The following is a 17,982-nucleotide window of genomic DNA, read 5'->3' as shown; positions in this document are numbered from 1 at the left end:
AGTTTCAATTAGTTATCGTGAGGAATTTTCATTTGCATAATATATTAATAAATTGGAGAGCTTAACAAATGCTTCTGTAATTAATATAGGATAGGAGGAGATTTAATGGAAAAGATACGTGATATCATGACGGATGATGTAGAATGTTGTTCTTTATTAGATAATATGTATGAAGTAGCATTTAAAATGAAGGAATTAAATGTCGGAGCCATTCCTATTGTGGATGAAGGAAAACTTGTAGGAATGATTACGGACAGAGATATTACGGTGCGTGGAGTTGCAGAGAAAAATCCAGGGTCTACAAAAGTTGAGAAAATCATGAGTGATAAATTAATAACAGTTACGGCTGATACACCAACTAAAGAGGCTGCAAAATTAATGTCAGAACATCAGATTCGCCGTTTGCCTGTTGTTGAAGGCGATAAGCTGATAGGTATTGTTAGTCTAGGGGATTTTGCCATTCGAAAATTAACGGATGAGCAGGCAGGACAAGCGCTTTCTGAGATTTCTGAACAAACAAATCAAATTCAACATTAAGGTACCTGAGGGTGCCTTTTTTGTATAAAGCCAATGAAGTAAAAGCTTAGTTAGAGTCCATAAAGTCAAAAGTTAAAGGTTTTTTAACATTTTTCATTTTCTTTGTAATGTTATAATGGCATAAAGAATTTATTAAAGTGAAAGCCGCAACTGTGAAAGGGGGGAGATCTCTGAAAATAATTATTAGAGTTATAGCCATTATTTTGATTTTTACAGCAGTTGGTTTTTTCTTAAATATTAGAGAAGGGAATGAAGATGGATTAATAAATCAAGATCGTACGCCATCTGACACAGTTCAATCGATTGAAGAGGCTTCATCTGAAAATAAAAATGAAGCTGTTCAAACAGAAGGAGTTTTTAACCTCATTGGAAAAACTGTAGAAGAGCTGAAAGCTGAGTTTGGAAAGCCGTCAAGGATAGACTTAACTGCCTATGATTATAAATGGTGGATTTACAATTCAGACGCGGGAAAATATGTTCAAGTAGGTGTTAAAGACGATAGGGTCGTTACTATCTTTGCGATAGGTAATGATGTAAATATAAGGCCATTTTATATTGGGGAGCCTGTAAGTGAGATTTATGCCAATTATTTCATTGAATCAATTGTCAGCTTGGATTATAAGGGGAGTTCATACTATTATGAGCTGTCTGAGGAAGACATCAATTCACGGCCGCTTATAAGATTAGGAAATATTTTTGTGCAATTATACATTGATAAATTTTCAGGGAAACTATCAAGTGTTCGATTAATGGATGTTCCTACGCTAATTCAGCTGCATCCTTTTGAACTTGCTAATAAAGAGCTGCAGGCTGCCCAGAGGAAAAGGAATGTTGACCAAGAAAAACTTGACATAGGTAATGCAAAACAATTGTTTGAGCTGGTGAATATTGTTAGAATGCGTTACGATTTAAAACCTTTATTATGGGATGAGCGAGCAGCTGATATTGCCTATAAAAATAGTATGAATATGTATGAAATGGATAAAGGTTCACTCCAACCTAATGATCTTGAAGAACTGTCGATTCGTCTAAAGGCTTTTAAACTTAATGTTGAAATGGCAGAAGAAATTGCAGCAGCTGATTATTTAGATGCGCCTGCAATAGTAGAAGGATGGATGAATAGTAAGTCGAAACGTGAAAAGTTGTTAGATAAGAATTTCTCACATACTGGTATTGGTGTTTATAATGAATATTACACTCAAAGTCTGCTGCAAATCCCAAAATAATGAATTTATTCACCAAAGCTAACTATTAACATATCGTAATATAGGCAATTGTTTAGTTTGGGGTGAAACAAAGTGGCAGATAAAAAGCTTCATCCATCGATTGAAGAGTTTAAAGCTTTTGTAAAAAAGAACCCAAAAGTTCTTGAAGATGTAAGAAGTGGAAAAGCGACGCTGCAGGAATTATATGAAGACTGGTACTTGTTGGGTGAGGATGATTCAAAATGGGAACATGAAAGCTCAGAAGTGGACCGCGGTGGAAAAGACATAAAAGGCGATTGGTTATCCAATGTTCTCGGCTCCCTAAAGAAAATGGATCCTGAGCAGTTGCAGCATAATATTAGTCATTTAAGCCAAGCTCTCGGGGCAGTTCAAGGAGTGCTGGCTCAGTTCCAAAACGGTACTAATAAAAACAAACCCAATTCTCCAAATCAAAAGCCGAACAATCCCTTTACATTTAGAAAAGACTAACCTATTAAGGGGAGCTTGTAATGAGAAAAGATGTCTACAGCTATTTGGAGCAAAATAAAGAATTACAGTCCTTTATACGGGAACAACCAATATGGTATCGAAAACTAACTCGGGATCCCAGCCAAATTCAAGCAATGGAAATTGCTGCCTTGCATTATTATAAAAAAACAATTCCTCATCAAGTTGAAAAAATCACCTATGGGGTTCAAATGGCTTCGATGATGATAAGTATGTTTCAAACTATGAATAACCAATCTTAAAAAAGGGGGATATCCTCCTTTTTCGTTTTATACTGTTTAAGAATATGGTAAATAAGAATCGACTAAAAGATCATTGATTAGCAAACAATACGATTAGAAATAAGCAAACTAACATTTGTTTCATCCTGCAAACAAGTGTAAGGAGTGATAATTATGAAAAAGATGCTTAGTTTAGTCGTATTGTTTTGCCTACTTACATTATCTGCTTGTCAAAAGGATATACCTGAGCCGGAAACAAAGGATATTTCTTCCTCCTCCAATGTGACGGTAGAAGCTTCTAGTATGAGAATAGCGCAAGAAGATACTTTCTTTGTTAAATACCATGTTAAAGGAAGAGATGTCTATATTGAATGTATTGCAAAGAATGCATCGTTTCGAAATAAAAGTGCTAAAATCGTTTTGTTAATTGATGGAAAGGATAAAACTGAATATCAAAATGCTGCTTTTATTGTTAAAGGACTGCAACCTGGCCCGCATCACATGAAATTAGAGCTCTTTAAAGAGAATGAAGCAGTGGCTGCTGCTGTAAAAGAAATGGATATACTCATTAATAAATAAATTTGGGATAGCTTTCTATAATAGACAAAATAACAACCTCTTCGTTTTCGGTCCCATTCATGTTAAAATATGAATCGGAGGTGGGCTTAACTTGCTTGCTACAATGGAAAGAATAATGATATTAGAAAATGCTGAGGAAATAGCGAAAATGATTTTGCAATCAGAAATAGCGGATCGTTATCGTACATGTATAAATAATATAAAGAACAATCAAGAAACTCAGAATAAAATTCGTGAGTTTGTTAAGGTAAAGGAGCTATATGAAGAAGTCCAGCGCTTTGGTAAATATCATCCAGATTATAAAACAGTTATGAAAACGGTTAGGCATTGTAAAAGAGAAATGGATCTGGACATTCATGTTGCTGACTTTCGAAAAGCGGAAAATGAGCTCCAAGAGTTGCTTGATGAAGTTAGTGTTTTGATTGGCCGTTCCGTTTCAGAGCATATTAAAGTTCCAACAGGGAATCCTTACTTTGACTCACTTTCAAGCTGTAGTGGAGGGTGTGGCTCAGGCGGCAGTTGCGGTTGCTCAGCTTAAAAGAAAAAATCGGATTTATCCTTTTTGGATGAATCCGATTTTTTCTTTTAAGGAAAGGGTTTCATTGAAAATGTTAGATTATTTGTGCTAGACTAGAAAAAGAAACAGTAACGAGGGGAAATGCTATGTTAAGTCAACGTCAAGGACTTATTGTTTGGCTGCATTCACTAAAACAAGCGAAAATGCTTAGAAGGTTTGGTAATGTCCATTATGTTTCAAAAAGATTAAAATACGCTGTTTTATATTGTAACTCAGACGAGATTGAAGAGCTGATGGCTAAGTTAAAGTCGTACTCTTTTGTAAAAAAAGTAGAGCCTTCGCAAAAGCCATTTATTAAAATTGAGTTTGAAAATTCCAAGCCTGATAAAGCCAAGGAATACGATTATAAAATGGGAATTTAATAGCGAGAGAAACATAATCCGAAACATAATTAGGGGTCTGAATCCACAAAAAAGCTCCAATCTAATTTGAAACATCATTTAGATAGGGGGCTTGTGGACTCAGGCCTTTTTGTTCTTTATGCTTATGCATTTCTTTTAGGAGGATATCGTTTTAAATGTCTAAAAAGTCCATACTATTATTAGTGTTCCTTTTAGCTGTTACTTCAGGGTTACTGATATGGCAATGGGAAATTTATTCAGAAAATACTAAAGAAAACCTTAAACATCAAATGGAGCAGGCTGTACAGCATATAACAATTGAAGCAACTGGAAAAGAACTGAAAGTTACACAAACAGTAACAGGTCTAGGGAAGGATAAGGAGTATCAGATTCTAAAACCGGACCATCTCTTTAGATGGCAATGTATAGATGGATACGAAGAGAATTGTAAGTCATTTTCTCAAGAGTCACATATATTTCTTGCTGATAAAGGGGAACTTCGATTTACTTTTGTTATACCTATTCAGCAGCAATCTGCTTTTTTATTAACAGATTGGACAACGACCATTAAGAATGTAGACATTAAAGAAACAACTATTGATATAGTAGAAAAAGAAAAAAGAGACAGCACCTGGGTGGCAGGTCTCCCGCAAACAGGATATGAACGATTATCATTAATTGATTTCTATGCCTTTAAAGGAAAAGGGGGTACACCATCTATATATTGGGACCCTAACCCTTTTGAAAAAAAGACATTAAGTAAATCACTAGCCATTTATGGCAATCCGTTGTTTGTACAGAGTAATAGTTATCAAATACCTGAATTAATGGGAGGAGAGGAATTCATTGCTATAATCTATACAGATTCTGTGAATCCATATACGGGACAGGGAATTAAAATTGTATCTCCTTCAAGTCAAGTTGAGGTAATCGAACGTGAATTGATGAATGATTACTATTTTAAAAAATTTCTTAAGCTTTCAAAACATGAGCAATGGGTGATTGATCTTTTAACGGCCTTAACGCTTGAAACTCCGCCAGCCCACCCGAAAAGTGAATTCATGCTAGCAGAGTTATCGCTATATATGACAGAAAAAGAACGAAAATTATTTCTGCAGGCTGTTCAAAAGGAGGAAAAGTTAATCAATTTTCAGATGCTCAATCAGATGCTTGGAAATAGTAAAGGATTAGAGACCACTTTTTTCTCAGCTAATCAGATGGAAGAAAGTGAATGGACACCATTATTTTTTATAGATCAGAGACAATTAATTGTTAACGATAGAATAACAAGTATTCATATTGTACATAGAAAAAATCAAATGCTGCTCCCGTTTGTAGAAACAATGGAGGCAATGGGCTTTCAGGTAAAATCGGATGATGATATATTTTATGTGTCAAATACAAAAGAACAATACACCTTTTTCTTAAACCAGCCAATTTTTACTCATAATGGAACTGATTTTGGATTGCTTGAAAATCCATTGTATGAGGAAATTGCAGGTGTTTATATAACAAATAAGACATTGCAAACGATTTTCCGTGTTTCAATTATAGAAGAACAACTATCTATTGTGCTGAAGAACGATAGTCAAGGAAAATGACATAAAAAAAAGCCCTGCAACTTTTGCAGGGTCCTTCTATATCCTATAAGGATAGAAGGTAAAGGGAGAGGAGAAACCGGAGGAAGAACTTATGGGGAAACGTAAGTCTTCTCCGCGGTTGGCAACAACATCCTCGAATGATGTTGTTACTAGTATTATTTCCACAATTAGGATTGATATACGTTTAAATGGATTCTTTTTTCAAAAATCTGATGTATGTTGTGATTGGATATTTTGTATCTGTATGTTAGGATAAAAAAGTAAATTAAATCAAAAGTGCTGTGGTGATAGGATGAGAGTAGTTTCAGGCAGCTGCAAAGGAATTGCATTGAAAGCTGTTCCGGGTAATTCAACCAGGCCAACAACAGATAAAGTAAAAGAAGCCATGTTTAATATGATTGGTCCTTATTTTGATGGGGGACGGGGTCTTGACTTATTTGCCGGAAGCGGTGGTCTTGGTATTGAAGCATTGAGCAGGGGATTGGATCAGATAATTTTTGTTGACCGCGATGGAAAAGCCATTCAAACCATTCGTGATAACATACATAAATGTGGTCTTGAGGATAAGGTTGAGGTATATCGAAATGATGCCGAAAGAGCTATTAAAGCGGTATCAAAAAGAAACCTTTCATTTCATTTTATTTTTCTCGATCCACCATACAAGAAACAACAACTCGAAAAGCTTTTAGAAATGATTAGTGGACATAATCTACTAGACGATGAGGGAGCAATTATTTGTGAGCATGGTTCTGATATTGAATTGCCCCAAATGATAGGAAACTTCAATAAATATAAACAGGAAAAATATGGAATAATTGCTATCTCCATTTATGGCTATAGGAGAGGATAGGGGGATATCATGGAAAGAATTGCAATTTGTCCAGGTAGTTTTGACCCGGTAACAAATGGGCACATTGATATAATAACAAGAGGTGCACGTATATTTGATAAACTATATGTAGTAGTATTGAACAATGGCTCTAAGAATCCTTTGTTTACAGCTGAGGAAAGAGTGGCTTTAATAAAAGAAGCAACTAAGGAGATACCGAAAGTGGAAGTAGAATCCTATAGCGGTCTTTTAGTGGATTATGCTAAAAAGGTCGGTGCCATTGCCAATATTAGAGGATTACGGGCAGTATCTGATTTTGAATATGAAATGTCTATTACTGCGATGAATCGGGTATTAGACCAAAATCTTGAAACATTTTTTATTATGACGAGAAATCAATATTCCTTTTTGAGTTCCAGTATCGTAAAGGAAGTGGCGCGTCACGGTGCAGATATTTCAGAGCTTGTACCAGAAGTAGTAGAGATTGCTTTAAAAAGAAAATACTCAGGCAGTAATTAATATAAAGTATTATTAAAGACGAGTACTAAAATGAGTGCTCGTCTTTAACTATTTTTAGTAAAAACCATTCTTTTTGCGTAGATAACGACATACAGTGCAAGCATAGCAATTGTTATGACAGATCCCAATTCAGCCCAACTGGCCATATTGGTATAAAATGGAGAGTCTTCATGAAGAAAACTGACCGGTAATGTGTTGGATGGCTGTTCATTTTCATTGATGCGTTCATATACCGGCCCCCAAAGAATCAGAGTATAGAAGGCGGCAAAAAGACCATGAATAATTCTGGCGAAGAAAAAGGGCTTAAAATCGATATCCGTTTGAGCTAAAATACTGGCAACCTGTGCCTGGACACTAAAACCGCAAAAGCCAAGAATAAGACTTGTGACAATAGCTTGCTCCATTAATGTTGCTTCCTGTATTAGACTGATTAACTGACTACCTAATGTAATTTCAAATAATCCAGAAAAGAATGGAATACTTAATTCCGCTGGGAAATGAAAGATTAATAAGACAATCTCAAAGGCCTCGGCGAAAAAAGCTGTAATATGAAGATGAAATAACAGCTTGTTAATGACTGAAAATAAAATGATAAAGCCACCAATCATTAATAAAGTCTGGACAGAAGACATAACTGCGTCTCCCAGCAGCTTTCCGATTGGACGATTATCTTTTATTCTCGTTCTGTGGAGCTCGGATAAAGCTACCCTAATTGAAATTTGTTTTTTTTCTTGTTCTCTTTTTGACTCTCTATTTCCATAAAACCGCATAATTAAACCAACTGTTAGATTGCCTAAATAATGTGCTAACGCTAAGATAATACCAAGCTTGGCATTATGAAAGAATCCTACAGACACAGCACCGAAGATGAAAAGCGGGTTAGAGGAATTAGTAAATGAGACAAGACGTTCAGCTTCTGTTTTTGTGATCTGCCCTTCTTGCCGAAGTCTTGCAGTCAATTTGGCACCTGCAGGGTAGCCTGAGGCCATACCCATTGCTAATGCAAAACCGCCAACTCCTGGAACTCGGAATAACGGTCTCATAAAAGGTTCTAGTAAAATACCAATAAATTTGACAACACCAAAGCCAATTAACATCTCAGATACAATAAAAAAAGGCAGAAGTGAAGGAAACACAATTTGAAGCCACATATCCAATCCTCGAAGTGACGCGGAAACTGCTTCTTGAGGAAAGGCTATAAGCGAAAACGCCATAAATAATGCAGCAGAGGCTAAAAAAATAGTTTTTAATTTGGAACGGAACACTTGCTTTCCTCCCTCAAGTTTAACGAATTGTTTAACAGAATCATTCAATGGTAAAATAATATAGAGTTTTATTTGTATTCGGTCTTGTCCTCATATAATTCAATATACTCATAGAAGATTAAAATAGACCATAAGATTATATACCGCAGGTGGTGGAGGGGATTTTTTTGGGTCGTCCCAAAATTGGTTTGGCGCTTGGTTCGGGGGGAGCACGAGGGTTTGCTCATCTTGGTGTTATTAAAGTATTAGTTGAAAATGGAATTCAAATTGATTATATAGCCGGGAGCAGCATGGGGTCACTAGTTGCCTGTTTTTACGGCGCAGGTATAGAAATGGATCGTCTTTACAAGCTTTCAACGGCATTTAAGAGAAAGTATTATTTGGATTTTACAGTTCCGAAAATGGGTTTTATTGCTGGTAAACGTGTGAAGGAACTTATTCGTGTTTTTACAAAAGGCAAACATCTGGAAGAATTGATGATACCCGTGTCGGTAGTGGCAACTGATTTAATGACAGGAGAAAAGGTTGTCTTTCAAAAAGGACCAATTGCTGAAGCTGTTAGGGCAAGTATTTCAATACCAGGTATTTTTGTTCCAGAAAAACAAAATGGGCGCCTTCTGGTTGACGGCGGTGTGGTTGACCGCGTACCTGTATCAGTTGTTAAGGAGATGGGAGCAGATATTGTTATTGGCGTAGACGTTTCGCGTGTAAAAACAAATGCAGACATTTCGACCATCTATGATGTCATTATGCAAAGTCTGGATATCATGCAGATGGAACTTGTTGAGTACAGACAGATTGCTTCGGATATTATGATTCGACCGCGAGTGGAAGAATACAGTTCAAGGGCATTTACAAATATAGATGAAATGATTCTAAAGGGTGAAGAGGAAGCCAAAAAACATCTAGATGAAATTAAGAGAATCGTGGGTGACTGGGAGGAGATTCACAAGGAATGAAAAAAATTAAAATGATACGGATTCTTCTTGTTTTTGCTGTTTTTTTGCTAGCTTCTTCCTTTTATTATCTTCCTTACTATATTTCCAAGCCAGGTATGGCAAAGGAGCTAGAGCCGATTATTGAGGTTGAAGATGGATATGAGGAAGAAGGGAAGTTCATGCTTACAACAGTTAGAATGGGAAGAGCCAACATTTATTCCTATCTATCTGCAAAGTTGATTGATTATAGAGAAATCTATCCTATCGAGTATGTTAGAGGGGAGAATGAAACAGATGAGGAATATAATATCCGACAATTGCATCTAATGAATTCCTCGAAAATTGCTGCAATTGAGGTTGCATATAAAAAAGCGGGAATCCCAGTAGATTTTAAGTATAACGGGGTTTATGTTTTGCATGTTGTTCCTGACATGCCTGCAGAGGGAAAGCTGGAAGCTGCCGATCGAATTTTTCAAATAGATGGAAAGGAATTTCATTCTTCTGAAGAATTTATAAAGTATGTCAGCAGTTTAAAAGCAGGTGAACAAATTAAGCTGACATATGAAAGAAATAATGAAATTAATCATGTGAATATACAGGCAGAGGCCTTTAAAGATGATGAGAATAAAGAGAGAATAGGGATTGGGATAGGGCTTGTGGATGATAAAGAGTTAATTGTAAAACCAAATGTAAAGGTTAAAACGGATGAAATTGGCGGTCCTTCTGCCGGGTTTATGTTTTCTCTTGAAATCTATAACCAATTAACAGAGTCTGATTTAACAAAAGGTTATGAAATTGCAGGTACTGGTACAATTTCTCCTGACGGGACAGTTGGGAAAATTGGCGGAATTGAACAAAAAGTAATTGCAGCAGATAATGCTGGAGCAGATATTTTTCTTGCACCTAATGAAAATGGTGCAAAAGATTCTAACTATCAAGCGGCTGTCCGTACAGCAGAGGATATTGGAACGGAAATGAAAATCATACCGGTTGATACATTTGATGATGCTATTACGTATTTGGAAAACTTGCAGCCCAAAAAATAAAGCGACTAGATCGCTTTATTTTTTTGCTCATTTCTATCATCTTGAATATAAATGGGCTGCTGCATAAATTCCAATTCAATCGCCTTTTGTCTATAAGGTTCAGGCAATCCCATTGCGTAAATCCTTGCTGCTTTTGTGTCCGTCTGAATTTGTTGATTCGTAAAAGATGACCGCTTTGAAATAATGGGAATAGGGCAAACCTTTTTTAATTGGTTTAAATACATTCGTCCAGTTTCTGTCATTCCAAGCAACCGTAAGTATGACACTTCATTCGTTTCTGTCATTTCATTTTTAGTTGAATGAGTGAGAATATGTGTCAATGTTCTTTGCAAACGGGTCCATGTATATCGTTTTGTTTTTAACTTTTCCATGAATTCCGGAAATGTTTCACATTTAATAGCAAGTGACAGCAGGCGATTTTCGATTCCCTCCTCTACTTCATAGATTTTTTTTAACTCAGTTGGGCTTAATTGCAGCAGATTGAGTTTCAGATAGGGCCAGTACATATTCCAGTTATGAAAAGCGCCGAAGTCATGAAGATAATTTTGTAATCCTTCATATGTATCTATCGGAACATACGAATGGATCGCAGTGATATCGTCCTTGTTTGAAAAAAGTGCTTTACGTATGCTTGTAGCACTAGCAATTGATGCAGAAGCAAAATGTTGATCATGGTAATTGGCACTTTTTCTGGCAATGGTTACCATTTTGACAGGATACTCACTTTTTTCAGCAGCTTTCACATACTGAAAGCCAAGAATATTATTGGGTAAACTTAGGTCAATTCCATTTTCCTCCGGTTCTAATGCTTGAAATGCCAGTGATAAGGCTTTTGGATAGCTGTACCCTTTGCCCATGAATTGTTTAATTTCATGATTATAAAGGTCTTTGTATTTTTCAAGGAACTGATAGGTATGATAAAAGTCTTCTATGTTACCTGATTCACTGCCAAAACAAATCGTATCACAGCCGGCTGCGACTAAAAGTGAAACGGCACCATAGGCAAAGGTATCAGCTTTTTGGACCGCAAAAGAATAAGGGAGCTCAAAGACTAGGTCAACACCGCTCTTTAGTGCCATTTCAGTCCGAGCCCATTTTGATACAAGAGCGGGTTCGCCTCTTTGTAAGAAGTTTCCGCTCATTGCTGCAATGACTATATCAGCGCCAGTCTCCATTTTCGCCCGTTCAATATGATAGGCGTGGCCATGATGGAAAGGGTTATATTCAACAACAACTCCAACTGCTTTCATTTTATCAATACTCCTTTGTTTTTTATCAAGCTCGAGCGCTTTTGAGTTCAGGATTTTTTTACCATTTTAATCTAATTTGTGGATGTAAACAACTAATTGGGGTAAACTAATGAAAGTACGTATAAATGTTTGGAAACAGCAGTTTTACTGTAAAGAAATAATATTGACAAATAATTATATGAAAGCTATAATTACCTTTGTTGCCTTGGGGTGATTCGAATGAAATGGACTTTAAGTCAGTTACAGAAACATCGAAGTAAGGAATTTCCAATAGATGAAATGGTTCATGCTGATGAAATAATGAAAATCGATCCGTCGATTCGTAAGGTTTTGCCGATGCATATTACCGGCTACGCCGATATTAGTTCATCAAAAATTACATTTCATTTAAAGATAAACGGTTATTTAATTCTTCCTTGTTCTCGTACGTTAGTTGACGTGAATTATCCAATTAATGTTGAAACAACCGAAACTTTCCTTCTGAATGGCTACGATTACGAAAGCGATGAGGAGGTTCATCAAGTAAAAAATGATGTAATTGACGTGATGCCGATTATACATGAAATTTTATTACTTGAAGTACCAATGCAAGTTTTTTGTGAAGACAGCACGGAAGAAGGTGCTCCTCAATCTGGTAAAGATTGGGAAGTAATTCATGAGCATGATAAGAAAGAAAAAATTGACCCTCGTCTAGCTGGGCTTGCTAAATTTTTTGATCAGGATGATCAAACTTCTGATACATAATCAGAAGGAGAAAAGAAGCAGTTGAAGACATAGATGATTGGTCTTCGCAACTTTCTTAATACTCTTTAAGGAGGTGGGAATAATGGCTGTACCTTTTAGAAGAACATCAAAAACTGCGAAAAGAAAACGTCGCACACATTTTAAATTACAGGTGCCAGGTATGACAGAATGCCCAAACTGTGGTGAAATGAAACTTGCTCACCGCGTATGTAAAGCATGCGGAACATACAAAGGCAAGGAAGTAGTTAACGACTAATTTTTCCATGTAAAATGAAAGCACAAGAACCTATAGGTTCTTGTGCTTTTGTTATTTTAGCTATTAATATAAAGTAGAAAATGATAAATCTATATAAAAATTAACTGATGATAGGGGAAACAGAAATGGAACCGTATTTGATTCAAAAGCATTCGGACGGACTGCTAGTATTTACAATTAATAGACCAGATAAGCGAAATGCAATTAATGATGAAATTATAAATGGATTGGCAGAAGCTGTACAGATTGCTAATGAAAAGGATGTAATTGCATTTGTTATTACGGGATCCGGTGACAAAGCCTTTTGCTCTGGCGGAGACTTGTCTGAATTTCATCAATTACATACTGAACAGGAGGCATATGGAATGCTTTCGAAAATGTCGCAAATATTAACGGAGGTATTTCTTTTACCCAAGCCGACTATTGCTTTGTTAAATGGAACGGCAGTTGGGGGCGGCTGTGAACTGGCGGCCGCCTGTGATTTTCGGATTGCTAGAAGGGGGATAAAAGCAGGTTTTATCCAAGGTACGTTAGCTATTACAACTAGTTGGGGAGGAGGGACAATGATCCTTGAAAAATTACTTCCATCAAAAGGGTTTAAAATGTTGATGGAAGCAGGCCTCTATTATACTGAAGAATTACAAGAGCTTGGTTTTGTAGATTATTTGTATGAAGGAAATTCTAACGAAGGACTGCAAACTTTTGTACATAAAATGTTAAAGATTGATCCTAGTGTAACTTCTTCCTATAAAGAAATGATGGTAAGAAAATGGAAAGAGAGTGGGGTAATTGAAAGAATTGAAGCCGAAGTAAGACGCTGTGCTGTGTTATGGGAAAAAGATGCCCACCATATACAAGTAGAAAAATTCCTTAATAAAAAGTAAAGTTTAAGAAATCACTGAAAACTGAGATGATGTCAGTCTATCTTTTCTAGTAGAAGCATATGTATGAATAAAAAACACTAGGAGGGATTTTCAGATGTCAACTACACGACAGGATGCCTGGACACAGGATGAGGATTTGCTTCTTGCTGAAGTTGTACTTCGTCATATTCGTGAAGGTGGAACACAGCTTCAAGCTTTTGAAGAGGTTGGAAAACGGCTTTCGAGAACAGCAGCAGCATGCGGTTTTCGCTGGAATTCATCGATTAGAAAGCTGTATAAGTCCGGTATTGAATTGGCAAAAAAACAACGCAAGGATGCAAAAAGAAGCCCTAACGTAAAACATGATGCTAACAATCAAGGGATAGAACCTGCCTATATTCCTCCTGTAAAGACAAAAGAAATATCCCCGCCTGTTTTAAAGGAAGTAACGTTTGAAGATTTAATAGGCTACTTGAACAAATTATATGATCGAGCACAAAATTCAACTGATTATCAAGAAAGTCTGTCGCTATATGAACAAAAAATGAAGGTACTTGAACAGAAAATACAAGATATTACAGCGGAAAACGATCGATTATCAAAGGCGCTATATGAAATGGAGCATGATTATAAGGCTTTGATTGAGATAATGGAAAGAGCCCGTAAAATGGTTGTGTTAAAAGAAGAGGAATTTGCTCAGAAGGTTCGCTTTCAAATGGATAGAAATGGAAATTTAGAAAAGCTTGATAAATAAAAAACAAGCGGACAATGCTTTGTCTGCTTGTTTTTCTTATTTATACTTTTGCTTCCTTCACACCGTCCGGATGCCAGATGAGTGGATTTTCTCCTAAATCACGATCCATGTCATAGTTGACAGATTGAAAGCCCATTTTCTCCCAAAAGCTTCTTGATTTTATTCTTGGATTGGTTTTAATCGGCATCTTAAATCCTTTAGCAAATTCCACAAGGGCAGTTCCATAGCCTTTTCCTTGATATTCTGGAAGAACTTCGAGTTTCCAAATTTCTAAATAATCTACTGGAGGTTCAAAATAACGATTATATTTTGCATTTACTTGATATACGCTCATCCTCGCAACAAGCTTATCCCCAAAATAAATGCCGTAAAATGGTGATTCACTGTCATTTTCAATAATATTTGCTTCAAGATCCTCGCTCATTGATAGTTCTTGAATTCCATATTCTTTAAATTTCTTAAATTCTTCAAGTGTTTTGTAATTTACTTTTAGTTTATTAATTTCTATCGACATTTAAACCTTCCTCCTTTTCAAGCAAAAATATCATGTTAATGGTTTTAAATGAATACGTATAGTAATAAAGTCTTTAGTAAATTTGTAAAATTAAAAATGTTTACAATTTTTATTATATACTATTTATTTGTAAAATTCCTCCGTGTGGAAAGTAAACGGTTACAAAAATATTCAATGACTGAATGATATCGAAAGGGGAACACAATGAGTGAAATAAAAGCAGTTATGGCGGGGACGGTGCTGATGATTCAAGTAAACCAAGGAGAGCATATTTCAGCCGGGCAGGAGGTAGTTATTTTGGAATCAATGAAAATGGCTATCCCGATTGAAAGCCTTGAATCAGGTGAAGTGACCAAAATCTTTGTAGCAGTCGGCGATTTTGTTAATGAAGGTGATGTATTAATGATTATTAAATAAATGGAAAGGAGGAGGAATATGTCTTCCATTCAATCGTTAATAAAGATATTGCAACAAAGAAAACAAAAACTTGAAGCGGGCGGGCAGAAAAAATATCATGATAAGCTTTCATTACAAAACAAGCTTTTTGTTCGAAGACGTCTCGAATTATTATTTGACAAAGGACAATACGAAGAGGATGGAAAATTTGCTAATTGTCTTAATGATGAGCTTCCAGCTGACGGTGTTGTGACAGCGATAGGGAGGATCCATGGTCGTACTGTTTGTGTAATGGCAAATGATTCAACTGTCAAGGCAGGCTCATGGGGTGCTCGTACAGTTGAAAAAATTATCCGTATTCAAGAAACGGCTGAGAAAATGAAAGTGCCTATTCTTTATTTAGTTGACTCAGCAGGTGCGCGAATTACAGATCAATTAGAAATGTTTCCGAATAGAAGAGGAGCAGGGAGAATTTTTTATAATCAAGTGAAGCTATCGGGAATGGTTCCTCAAGTTTGTTTATTATTTGGTCCATCAGCTGCTGGAGGAGCCTATATTCCAGCTTTCTGTGATTTAGTTATTATGGTTGATCAAAATGCCTCCATGTACTTAGGTTCTCCTAGAATGGCAGAAAAAGTGATTGGCGAAAAGGTGAGTTTAGAGGAAATGGGCGGGGCTAGGATGCACTGCACAATAAGTGGATGCGGTGATATATTAGCGGAAAACGAAGAAGAAGCTATAAAGCAAGCGAAGCAATACTTACGTTATTTCCCTGCTAATTATCAAGAAAAACCTTCAATAATAGCAGGAACGGCTCCAAAAGAAGGTTCCTGCTTAGAGAATGTGATTCCAACCAATCAAAATATCCCATTTAATATGTATGATTGTATTGACTCAATCGTTGATAAGGGAAGTTTTTTTGAAATAAAAAAGTTGTTTGCAGCTGAACTAATTACTGGATTAGCAAGGCTTGATGGAAAAGTAGTAGGTATCATTGCTAATCAACCAAAGGTAAAAGGCGGCGTATTGTTTGTTGATTCAGCAGATAAAGGTGCAAGATTTATCACCCTTTGTGATGCATTCCATATTCCGCTTTTATTTTTAGCTGATGTTCCAGGCTTTATGATTGGGACTAAGGTAGAAAAAGCGGGAATTATACGTCATGGCGCAAAATTCATTGCAGCTATGAGTTCAGCCACTGTGCCTAAAATTTCTGTTATTATACGGAAAGCGTATGGCGCAGGTCTTTATGCAATGGCAGGACCGGGCTTTGAGCCAGATTGCTGTGTGGCTCTTCCGACTGCCCAGATTGCAGTAATGGGACCAGAGGCTGCCGTTAATGCGGTTTATTCGAATAAATTAAATGAAATAAAAGATTCAAAAGAAAAACATGCGTTTATACTTGAGAAGCAGAAGGAATACCAGGACACAATTGATATCTATAAATTAGCAGCTGAGCTTATTATAGATGATATTGTTGCACCTAATGATTTACGAAATTTCCTTGTAACCCGCTTTGCCTTGTATGAAACGAAGGAAATGACATTTAGCAGCAGGAAGCATCCTGTATACCCTGTATAATTAGGCAACACCCGTTATGCTTGAATAATGACGGGTGTTTTTATATTTCAATCTTCTATACGAAAGGATAGTAAATCCTTTATAATAAGGAGATAGGTTCTGAGTATTTTTGTTGAGGCAAAGAAAGGGTTAAGGGAATCGTTTATGAAAATAGGAATTATTGGTGGCGGATCTATTGGTTTATTATTTGCCTATTATTTACATATTGATCATTCTGTTTGTTTATATGTTCGCTCTAAAGAGCAAGCAGAAGAATTGCAGAAAAATGGGTTATTTTTAGAACGCGACGGAGTGAAAAAACATATAAATCTGGATGTCAAATTCGTATCTGAATGGTGCGGGGAAGAAGATGCAACCTTTATTGCTGTTAAACAATATCATTTACCGGATTTAATAGGACAGCTGTCTTTATTCAGTCATCCCGGAAGAGGCCTGTTATTTTTGCAAAATGGTATGGGGCATTTAAAAATGATTGAAAAACTACACGGGGACATCTATGTAGGAACGGTTGAACACGGTGCATTGAAGATTAACTCGAATAATGTTCTGCATACGGGTATTGGTGTGACAAAGCTTGCTCCATTTCGCCGTTCCATGGCTAAAATGCAGAATTTATTAAATCATATACAAAAAGAAGAATTTCCTTTTCTAATAGAAGCAGATTATGAAAAAATGCTTTTGAAAAAGCTGGTAGTTAATGCTGTAATCAATCCATTAACGGCCATATTGCAGGTTAAAAATGGTGAACTTATCCAAAATCCTCATTACTTTCAAATGGTGAAACAAATTTTTGCTGAAATTGAAAATAGTTTATGTTTCCAAAATAAGGAGGGTTATTTTCAAAACGTTATTGCTGTCTGTGAGAAAACAGCACATAACCAGTCATCTATGCTTCGTGATTTAATGGAGAATCGCCCTACAGAAATAGATGCGATACTTGGGTTTATTTTGGAGAAAGCAGCAGAAAGAAAAATAAACACTCCTATCATTCAATCTTTTTATCAGGCGGTTAAAGGGAAGGAGTATAGAGCGGGGGAGTAAAAACGTGACAGGATTCTTTTCTTCAATTATTGCAACATTCGTGACTATTCCGTTACTTGGGTATATAATCGTGTTTGTAACATGTAAGCTTGTTACAAAACAGCATCGGAAGTCAGTAAGAATGGCGATTGATGTGACAACGCTATTATTAATATTAGCAGTACACTATTTTATCATAGCCATTTGGGATATCTCTTTACTATGGGTTATTCTTCTAATCATGCTTTTTGTAGCAGTTATATTTGTCATTGTGCATTGGAAAATAAAACACGACATTCAGTTTTCCATCGTTTTTAAAGGATACTGGCGATTCAATTTTTTGCTGTTTAGTTTTTTTTATATTATTTTAATTGTATACGGACTCTTTTATCGTGTTAGTATGTCTGTTTCAATGTCATAATTTTGTTTGTAGAAAGGA

At 36.2% G+C, this 17,982-nt stretch carries 24 protein-coding genes; 21 read left to right on the top strand and 3 right to left on the bottom strand.

Annotation, left to right across the window (positions count from 1 at the left end; translation table 11 throughout):
• Nucleotides 1-105: 105 nt before the first annotated feature.
• From F4V44_RS08930 to coaD, 11 genes are all read left to right on the top strand, one after another.
• On the top strand, nt 106-537 hold the full coding sequence (locus F4V44_RS08930) for a CBS domain-containing protein (RefSeq protein ID WP_150439646.1): 432 nt from the start codon (nt 106-108) through the stop codon (nt 535-537).
• A gap of 137 nt (nt 538-674) precedes the next feature.
• A complete protein-coding gene (locus F4V44_RS08925; RefSeq protein ID WP_150439645.1) occupies nt 675-1,763 on the top strand; it encodes a CAP domain-containing protein in 1,089 nt (362 codons plus the stop codon).
• Nucleotides 1,764-1,835: 72 nt separating this feature from the next.
• Nucleotides 1,836-2,231, top strand: coding sequence for a YlbD family protein (gene ylbD, locus F4V44_RS08920; RefSeq protein ID WP_150439644.1), 396 nt, complete (start codon nt 1,836-1,838; stop codon nt 2,229-2,231).
• Between the two features lie 20 nt (nt 2,232-2,251).
• Nucleotides 2,252-2,491: a YlbE-like family protein gene (locus F4V44_RS08915; RefSeq protein WP_150439643.1), complete on the top strand. Its 240-nt coding sequence runs from the start codon at nt 2,252-2,254 to the stop codon at nt 2,489-2,491.
• A 153-nt stretch (nt 2,492-2,644) separates the two neighbouring features.
• Complete coding sequence (locus F4V44_RS08910) at nt 2,645-3,049, top strand: hypothetical protein (RefSeq protein WP_150439642.1); 405 nt, start codon at nt 2,645-2,647, stop codon at nt 3,047-3,049.
• A gap of 91 nt (nt 3,050-3,140) precedes the next feature.
• The gene (locus F4V44_RS08905) at nt 3,141-3,587 is read left to right on the top strand and encodes a YlbF family regulator (RefSeq protein WP_150439641.1); all 447 of its coding nucleotides are present in this window, start codon (nt 3,141-3,143) and stop codon (nt 3,585-3,587) included.
• A gap of 125 nt (nt 3,588-3,712) precedes the next feature.
• Complete coding sequence (locus tag F4V44_RS08900; protein WP_150439640.1) at nt 3,713-3,988, top strand: YlbG family protein; 276 nt, start codon at nt 3,713-3,715, stop codon at nt 3,986-3,988.
• Nucleotides 3,989-4,143: 155 nt separating this feature from the next.
• A complete protein-coding gene (locus F4V44_RS08895; protein WP_150439639.1) occupies nt 4,144-5,568 on the top strand; it encodes a hypothetical protein in 1,425 nt (474 codons plus the stop codon).
• Nucleotides 5,569-5,659: 91 nt separating this feature from the next.
• Nucleotides 5,660-5,824 carry a hypothetical protein gene (locus F4V44_RS27295; protein WP_191090638.1) on the top strand — a complete coding sequence of 55 codons (165 nt, stop codon included), beginning with the start codon at nt 5,660-5,662 and terminating at the stop codon, nt 5,822-5,824.
• A 36-nt stretch (nt 5,825-5,860) separates the two neighbouring features.
• Complete coding sequence (gene rsmD, locus F4V44_RS08890) at nt 5,861-6,418, top strand: 16S rRNA (guanine(966)-N(2))-methyltransferase RsmD (RefSeq protein WP_150439638.1); 558 nt, start codon at nt 5,861-5,863, stop codon at nt 6,416-6,418.
• Between the two features lie 9 nt (nt 6,419-6,427).
• The gene (coaD, locus tag F4V44_RS08885) at nt 6,428-6,916 is read left to right on the top strand and encodes a pantetheine-phosphate adenylyltransferase (RefSeq protein WP_150439637.1); all 489 of its coding nucleotides are present in this window, start codon (nt 6,428-6,430) and stop codon (nt 6,914-6,916) included.
• Between the two features lie 44 nt (nt 6,917-6,960).
• On the opposite strand, the gene ylbJ is transcribed toward coaD, so the two are convergent.
• Entirely contained in the window at nt 6,961-8,181 is a 1,221-nt protein-coding gene (gene ylbJ, locus F4V44_RS08880) for a sporulation integral membrane protein YlbJ (protein ID WP_150439636.1), read from the bottom strand.
• Between the two features lie 167 nt (nt 8,182-8,348).
• Here ylbJ and F4V44_RS08875 point away from each other — a divergent pair, with 167 nt between their 5' ends.
• Both F4V44_RS08875 and F4V44_RS08870 read left to right on the top strand, forming a co-directional pair.
• Nucleotides 8,349-9,140, top strand: coding sequence for a patatin-like phospholipase family protein (locus tag F4V44_RS08875; RefSeq protein ID WP_150439635.1), 792 nt, complete (start codon nt 8,349-8,351; stop codon nt 9,138-9,140).
• Nucleotides 9,137-10,165, top strand: a complete 1,029-nt coding sequence (locus F4V44_RS08870; protein ID WP_150439634.1) for a SepM family pheromone-processing serine protease — start codon at nt 9,137-9,139, stop codon at nt 10,163-10,165. Before F4V44_RS08875 ends, F4V44_RS08870 begins: the two co-directional genes overlap by 4 nt.
• Nucleotides 10,166-10,170: 5 nt before the next feature.
• Here F4V44_RS08870 and F4V44_RS08865 read toward each other — a convergent pair whose 3' ends face one another.
• Nucleotides 10,171-11,415 (bottom strand): nucleotidyltransferase, encoded by a 1,245-nt coding sequence (locus tag F4V44_RS08865; RefSeq protein ID WP_150439633.1) that lies wholly within the window; start codon nt 11,413-11,415, stop codon nt 10,171-10,173.
• A gap of 219 nt (nt 11,416-11,634) precedes the next feature.
• Between F4V44_RS08865 and F4V44_RS08860 the strand changes: the two genes are divergently transcribed.
• The 4 genes from F4V44_RS08860 to F4V44_RS08845 all read left to right on the top strand — a co-directional run bounded on the left by F4V44_RS08860 (nt 11,635) and on the right by F4V44_RS08845 (nt 14,032).
• Complete coding sequence (locus tag F4V44_RS08860; protein WP_150439632.1) at nt 11,635-12,159, top strand: YceD family protein; 525 nt, start codon at nt 11,635-11,637, stop codon at nt 12,157-12,159.
• A gap of 82 nt (nt 12,160-12,241) precedes the next feature.
• Nucleotides 12,242-12,415: a 50S ribosomal protein L32 gene (gene rpmF / locus F4V44_RS08855; protein WP_071395445.1), complete on the top strand. Its 174-nt coding sequence runs from the start codon at nt 12,242-12,244 to the stop codon at nt 12,413-12,415.
• Nucleotides 12,416-12,540: 125 nt separating this feature from the next.
• Complete coding sequence (locus F4V44_RS08850) at nt 12,541-13,299, top strand: enoyl-CoA hydratase/isomerase family protein (protein ID WP_150439631.1); 759 nt, start codon at nt 12,541-12,543, stop codon at nt 13,297-13,299.
• A gap of 94 nt (nt 13,300-13,393) precedes the next feature.
• Nucleotides 13,394-14,032, top strand: coding sequence for an RsfA family transcriptional regulator (locus F4V44_RS08845; RefSeq protein ID WP_150439630.1), 639 nt, complete (start codon nt 13,394-13,396; stop codon nt 14,030-14,032).
• 40 nt (nt 14,033-14,072) lie between these two features.
• Here the strand turns inward: F4V44_RS08845 and F4V44_RS08840 are convergent, their stop codons facing one another.
• Nucleotides 14,073-14,546 (bottom strand): N-acetyltransferase, encoded by a 474-nt coding sequence (locus F4V44_RS08840; protein WP_150439629.1) that lies wholly within the window; start codon nt 14,544-14,546, stop codon nt 14,073-14,075.
• Nucleotides 14,547-14,750: 204 nt separating this feature from the next.
• Between F4V44_RS08840 and F4V44_RS08835 the strand changes: the two genes are divergently transcribed.
• From F4V44_RS08835 to F4V44_RS08820, 4 genes are all read left to right on the top strand, one after another.
• On the top strand, nt 14,751-14,963 hold the full coding sequence (locus F4V44_RS08835; protein ID WP_150439628.1) for a biotin/lipoyl-containing protein: 213 nt from the start codon (nt 14,751-14,753) through the stop codon (nt 14,961-14,963).
• A gap of 18 nt (nt 14,964-14,981) precedes the next feature.
• A complete protein-coding gene (locus F4V44_RS08830) occupies nt 14,982-16,523 on the top strand; it encodes an acyl-CoA carboxylase subunit beta (protein WP_150439627.1) in 1,542 nt (513 codons plus the stop codon).
• Between the two features lie 144 nt (nt 16,524-16,667).
• On the top strand, nt 16,668-17,564 hold the full coding sequence (locus F4V44_RS08825) for a 2-dehydropantoate 2-reductase (RefSeq protein ID WP_150439626.1): 897 nt from the start codon (nt 16,668-16,670) through the stop codon (nt 17,562-17,564).
• 4 nt (nt 17,565-17,568) lie between these two features.
• Nucleotides 17,569-17,964, top strand: coding sequence for a DUF3397 domain-containing protein (locus F4V44_RS08820; protein WP_150439625.1), 396 nt, complete (start codon nt 17,569-17,571; stop codon nt 17,962-17,964).
• The last annotated feature ends 18 nt before the right edge of the window (nt 17,965-17,982 follow it).

The sequence above is a fragment of the Niallia endozanthoxylica genome, assembly GCF_008710145.1.
GTDB classification, from domain to species: Bacteria; Bacillota; Bacilli; order Bacillales; family Cytobacillaceae; genus Bacillus_BD; species Bacillus_BD endozanthoxylica.
Note: the sequence above shows the minus strand (reverse complement) of the source record. Positions and strands in the feature narration are given on the sequence as shown.

Excerpts from the sequence above, each read along its gene's own strand:
- F4V44_RS08930 (WP_150439646.1), top strand. The coding sequence starts at position 106 with ATGGAAAAGATACGTGATATCATGACGGATGATGTAGAATGTTGTTCT.
- F4V44_RS08850 (WP_150439631.1), top strand. The coding sequence starts at position 12,541 with ATGGAACCGTATTTGATTCAAAAGCATTCGGACGGACTGCTAGTATTT.
- F4V44_RS08900 (WP_150439640.1), top strand. The coding sequence starts at position 3,713 with ATGTTAAGTCAACGTCAAGGACTTATTGTTTGGCTGCATTCACTAAAA.
- F4V44_RS08840 (WP_150439629.1), bottom strand. The coding sequence starts at position 14,546 with ATGTCGATAGAAATTAATAAACTAAAAGTAAATTACAAAACACTTGAA.
- F4V44_RS08895 (WP_150439639.1), top strand. The coding sequence starts at position 4,144 with ATGTCTAAAAAGTCCATACTATTATTAGTGTTCCTTTTAGCTGTTACT.
- rsmD (WP_150439638.1), top strand. The coding sequence starts at position 5,861 with ATGAGAGTAGTTTCAGGCAGCTGCAAAGGAATTGCATTGAAAGCTGTT.
- F4V44_RS08825 (WP_150439626.1), top strand. The coding sequence starts at position 16,668 with ATGAAAATAGGAATTATTGGTGGCGGATCTATTGGTTTATTATTTGCC.
- F4V44_RS08910 (WP_150439642.1), top strand. The coding sequence starts at position 2,645 with ATGAAAAAGATGCTTAGTTTAGTCGTATTGTTTTGCCTACTTACATTA.
- F4V44_RS08860 (WP_150439632.1), top strand. The coding sequence starts at position 11,635 with ATGAAATGGACTTTAAGTCAGTTACAGAAACATCGAAGTAAGGAATTT.
- F4V44_RS08845 (WP_150439630.1), top strand. The coding sequence starts at position 13,394 with ATGTCAACTACACGACAGGATGCCTGGACACAGGATGAGGATTTGCTT.
- F4V44_RS08835 (WP_150439628.1), top strand. The coding sequence starts at position 14,751 with ATGAGTGAAATAAAAGCAGTTATGGCGGGGACGGTGCTGATGATTCAA.
- F4V44_RS08915 (WP_150439643.1), top strand. The coding sequence starts at position 2,252 with ATGAGAAAAGATGTCTACAGCTATTTGGAGCAAAATAAAGAATTACAG.
- F4V44_RS27295 (WP_191090638.1), top strand. The coding sequence starts at position 5,660 with ATGGGGAAACGTAAGTCTTCTCCGCGGTTGGCAACAACATCCTCGAAT.
- rpmF (WP_071395445.1), top strand. The coding sequence starts at position 12,242 with ATGGCTGTACCTTTTAGAAGAACATCAAAAACTGCGAAAAGAAAACGT.
- F4V44_RS08870 (WP_150439634.1), top strand. The coding sequence starts at position 9,137 with ATGAAAAAAATTAAAATGATACGGATTCTTCTTGTTTTTGCTGTTTTT.
- F4V44_RS08830 (WP_150439627.1), top strand. The coding sequence starts at position 14,982 with ATGTCTTCCATTCAATCGTTAATAAAGATATTGCAACAAAGAAAACAA.
- coaD (WP_150439637.1), top strand. The coding sequence starts at position 6,428 with ATGGAAAGAATTGCAATTTGTCCAGGTAGTTTTGACCCGGTAACAAAT.
- F4V44_RS08865 (WP_150439633.1), bottom strand. The coding sequence starts at position 11,415 with ATGAAAGCAGTTGGAGTTGTTGTTGAATATAACCCTTTCCATCATGGC.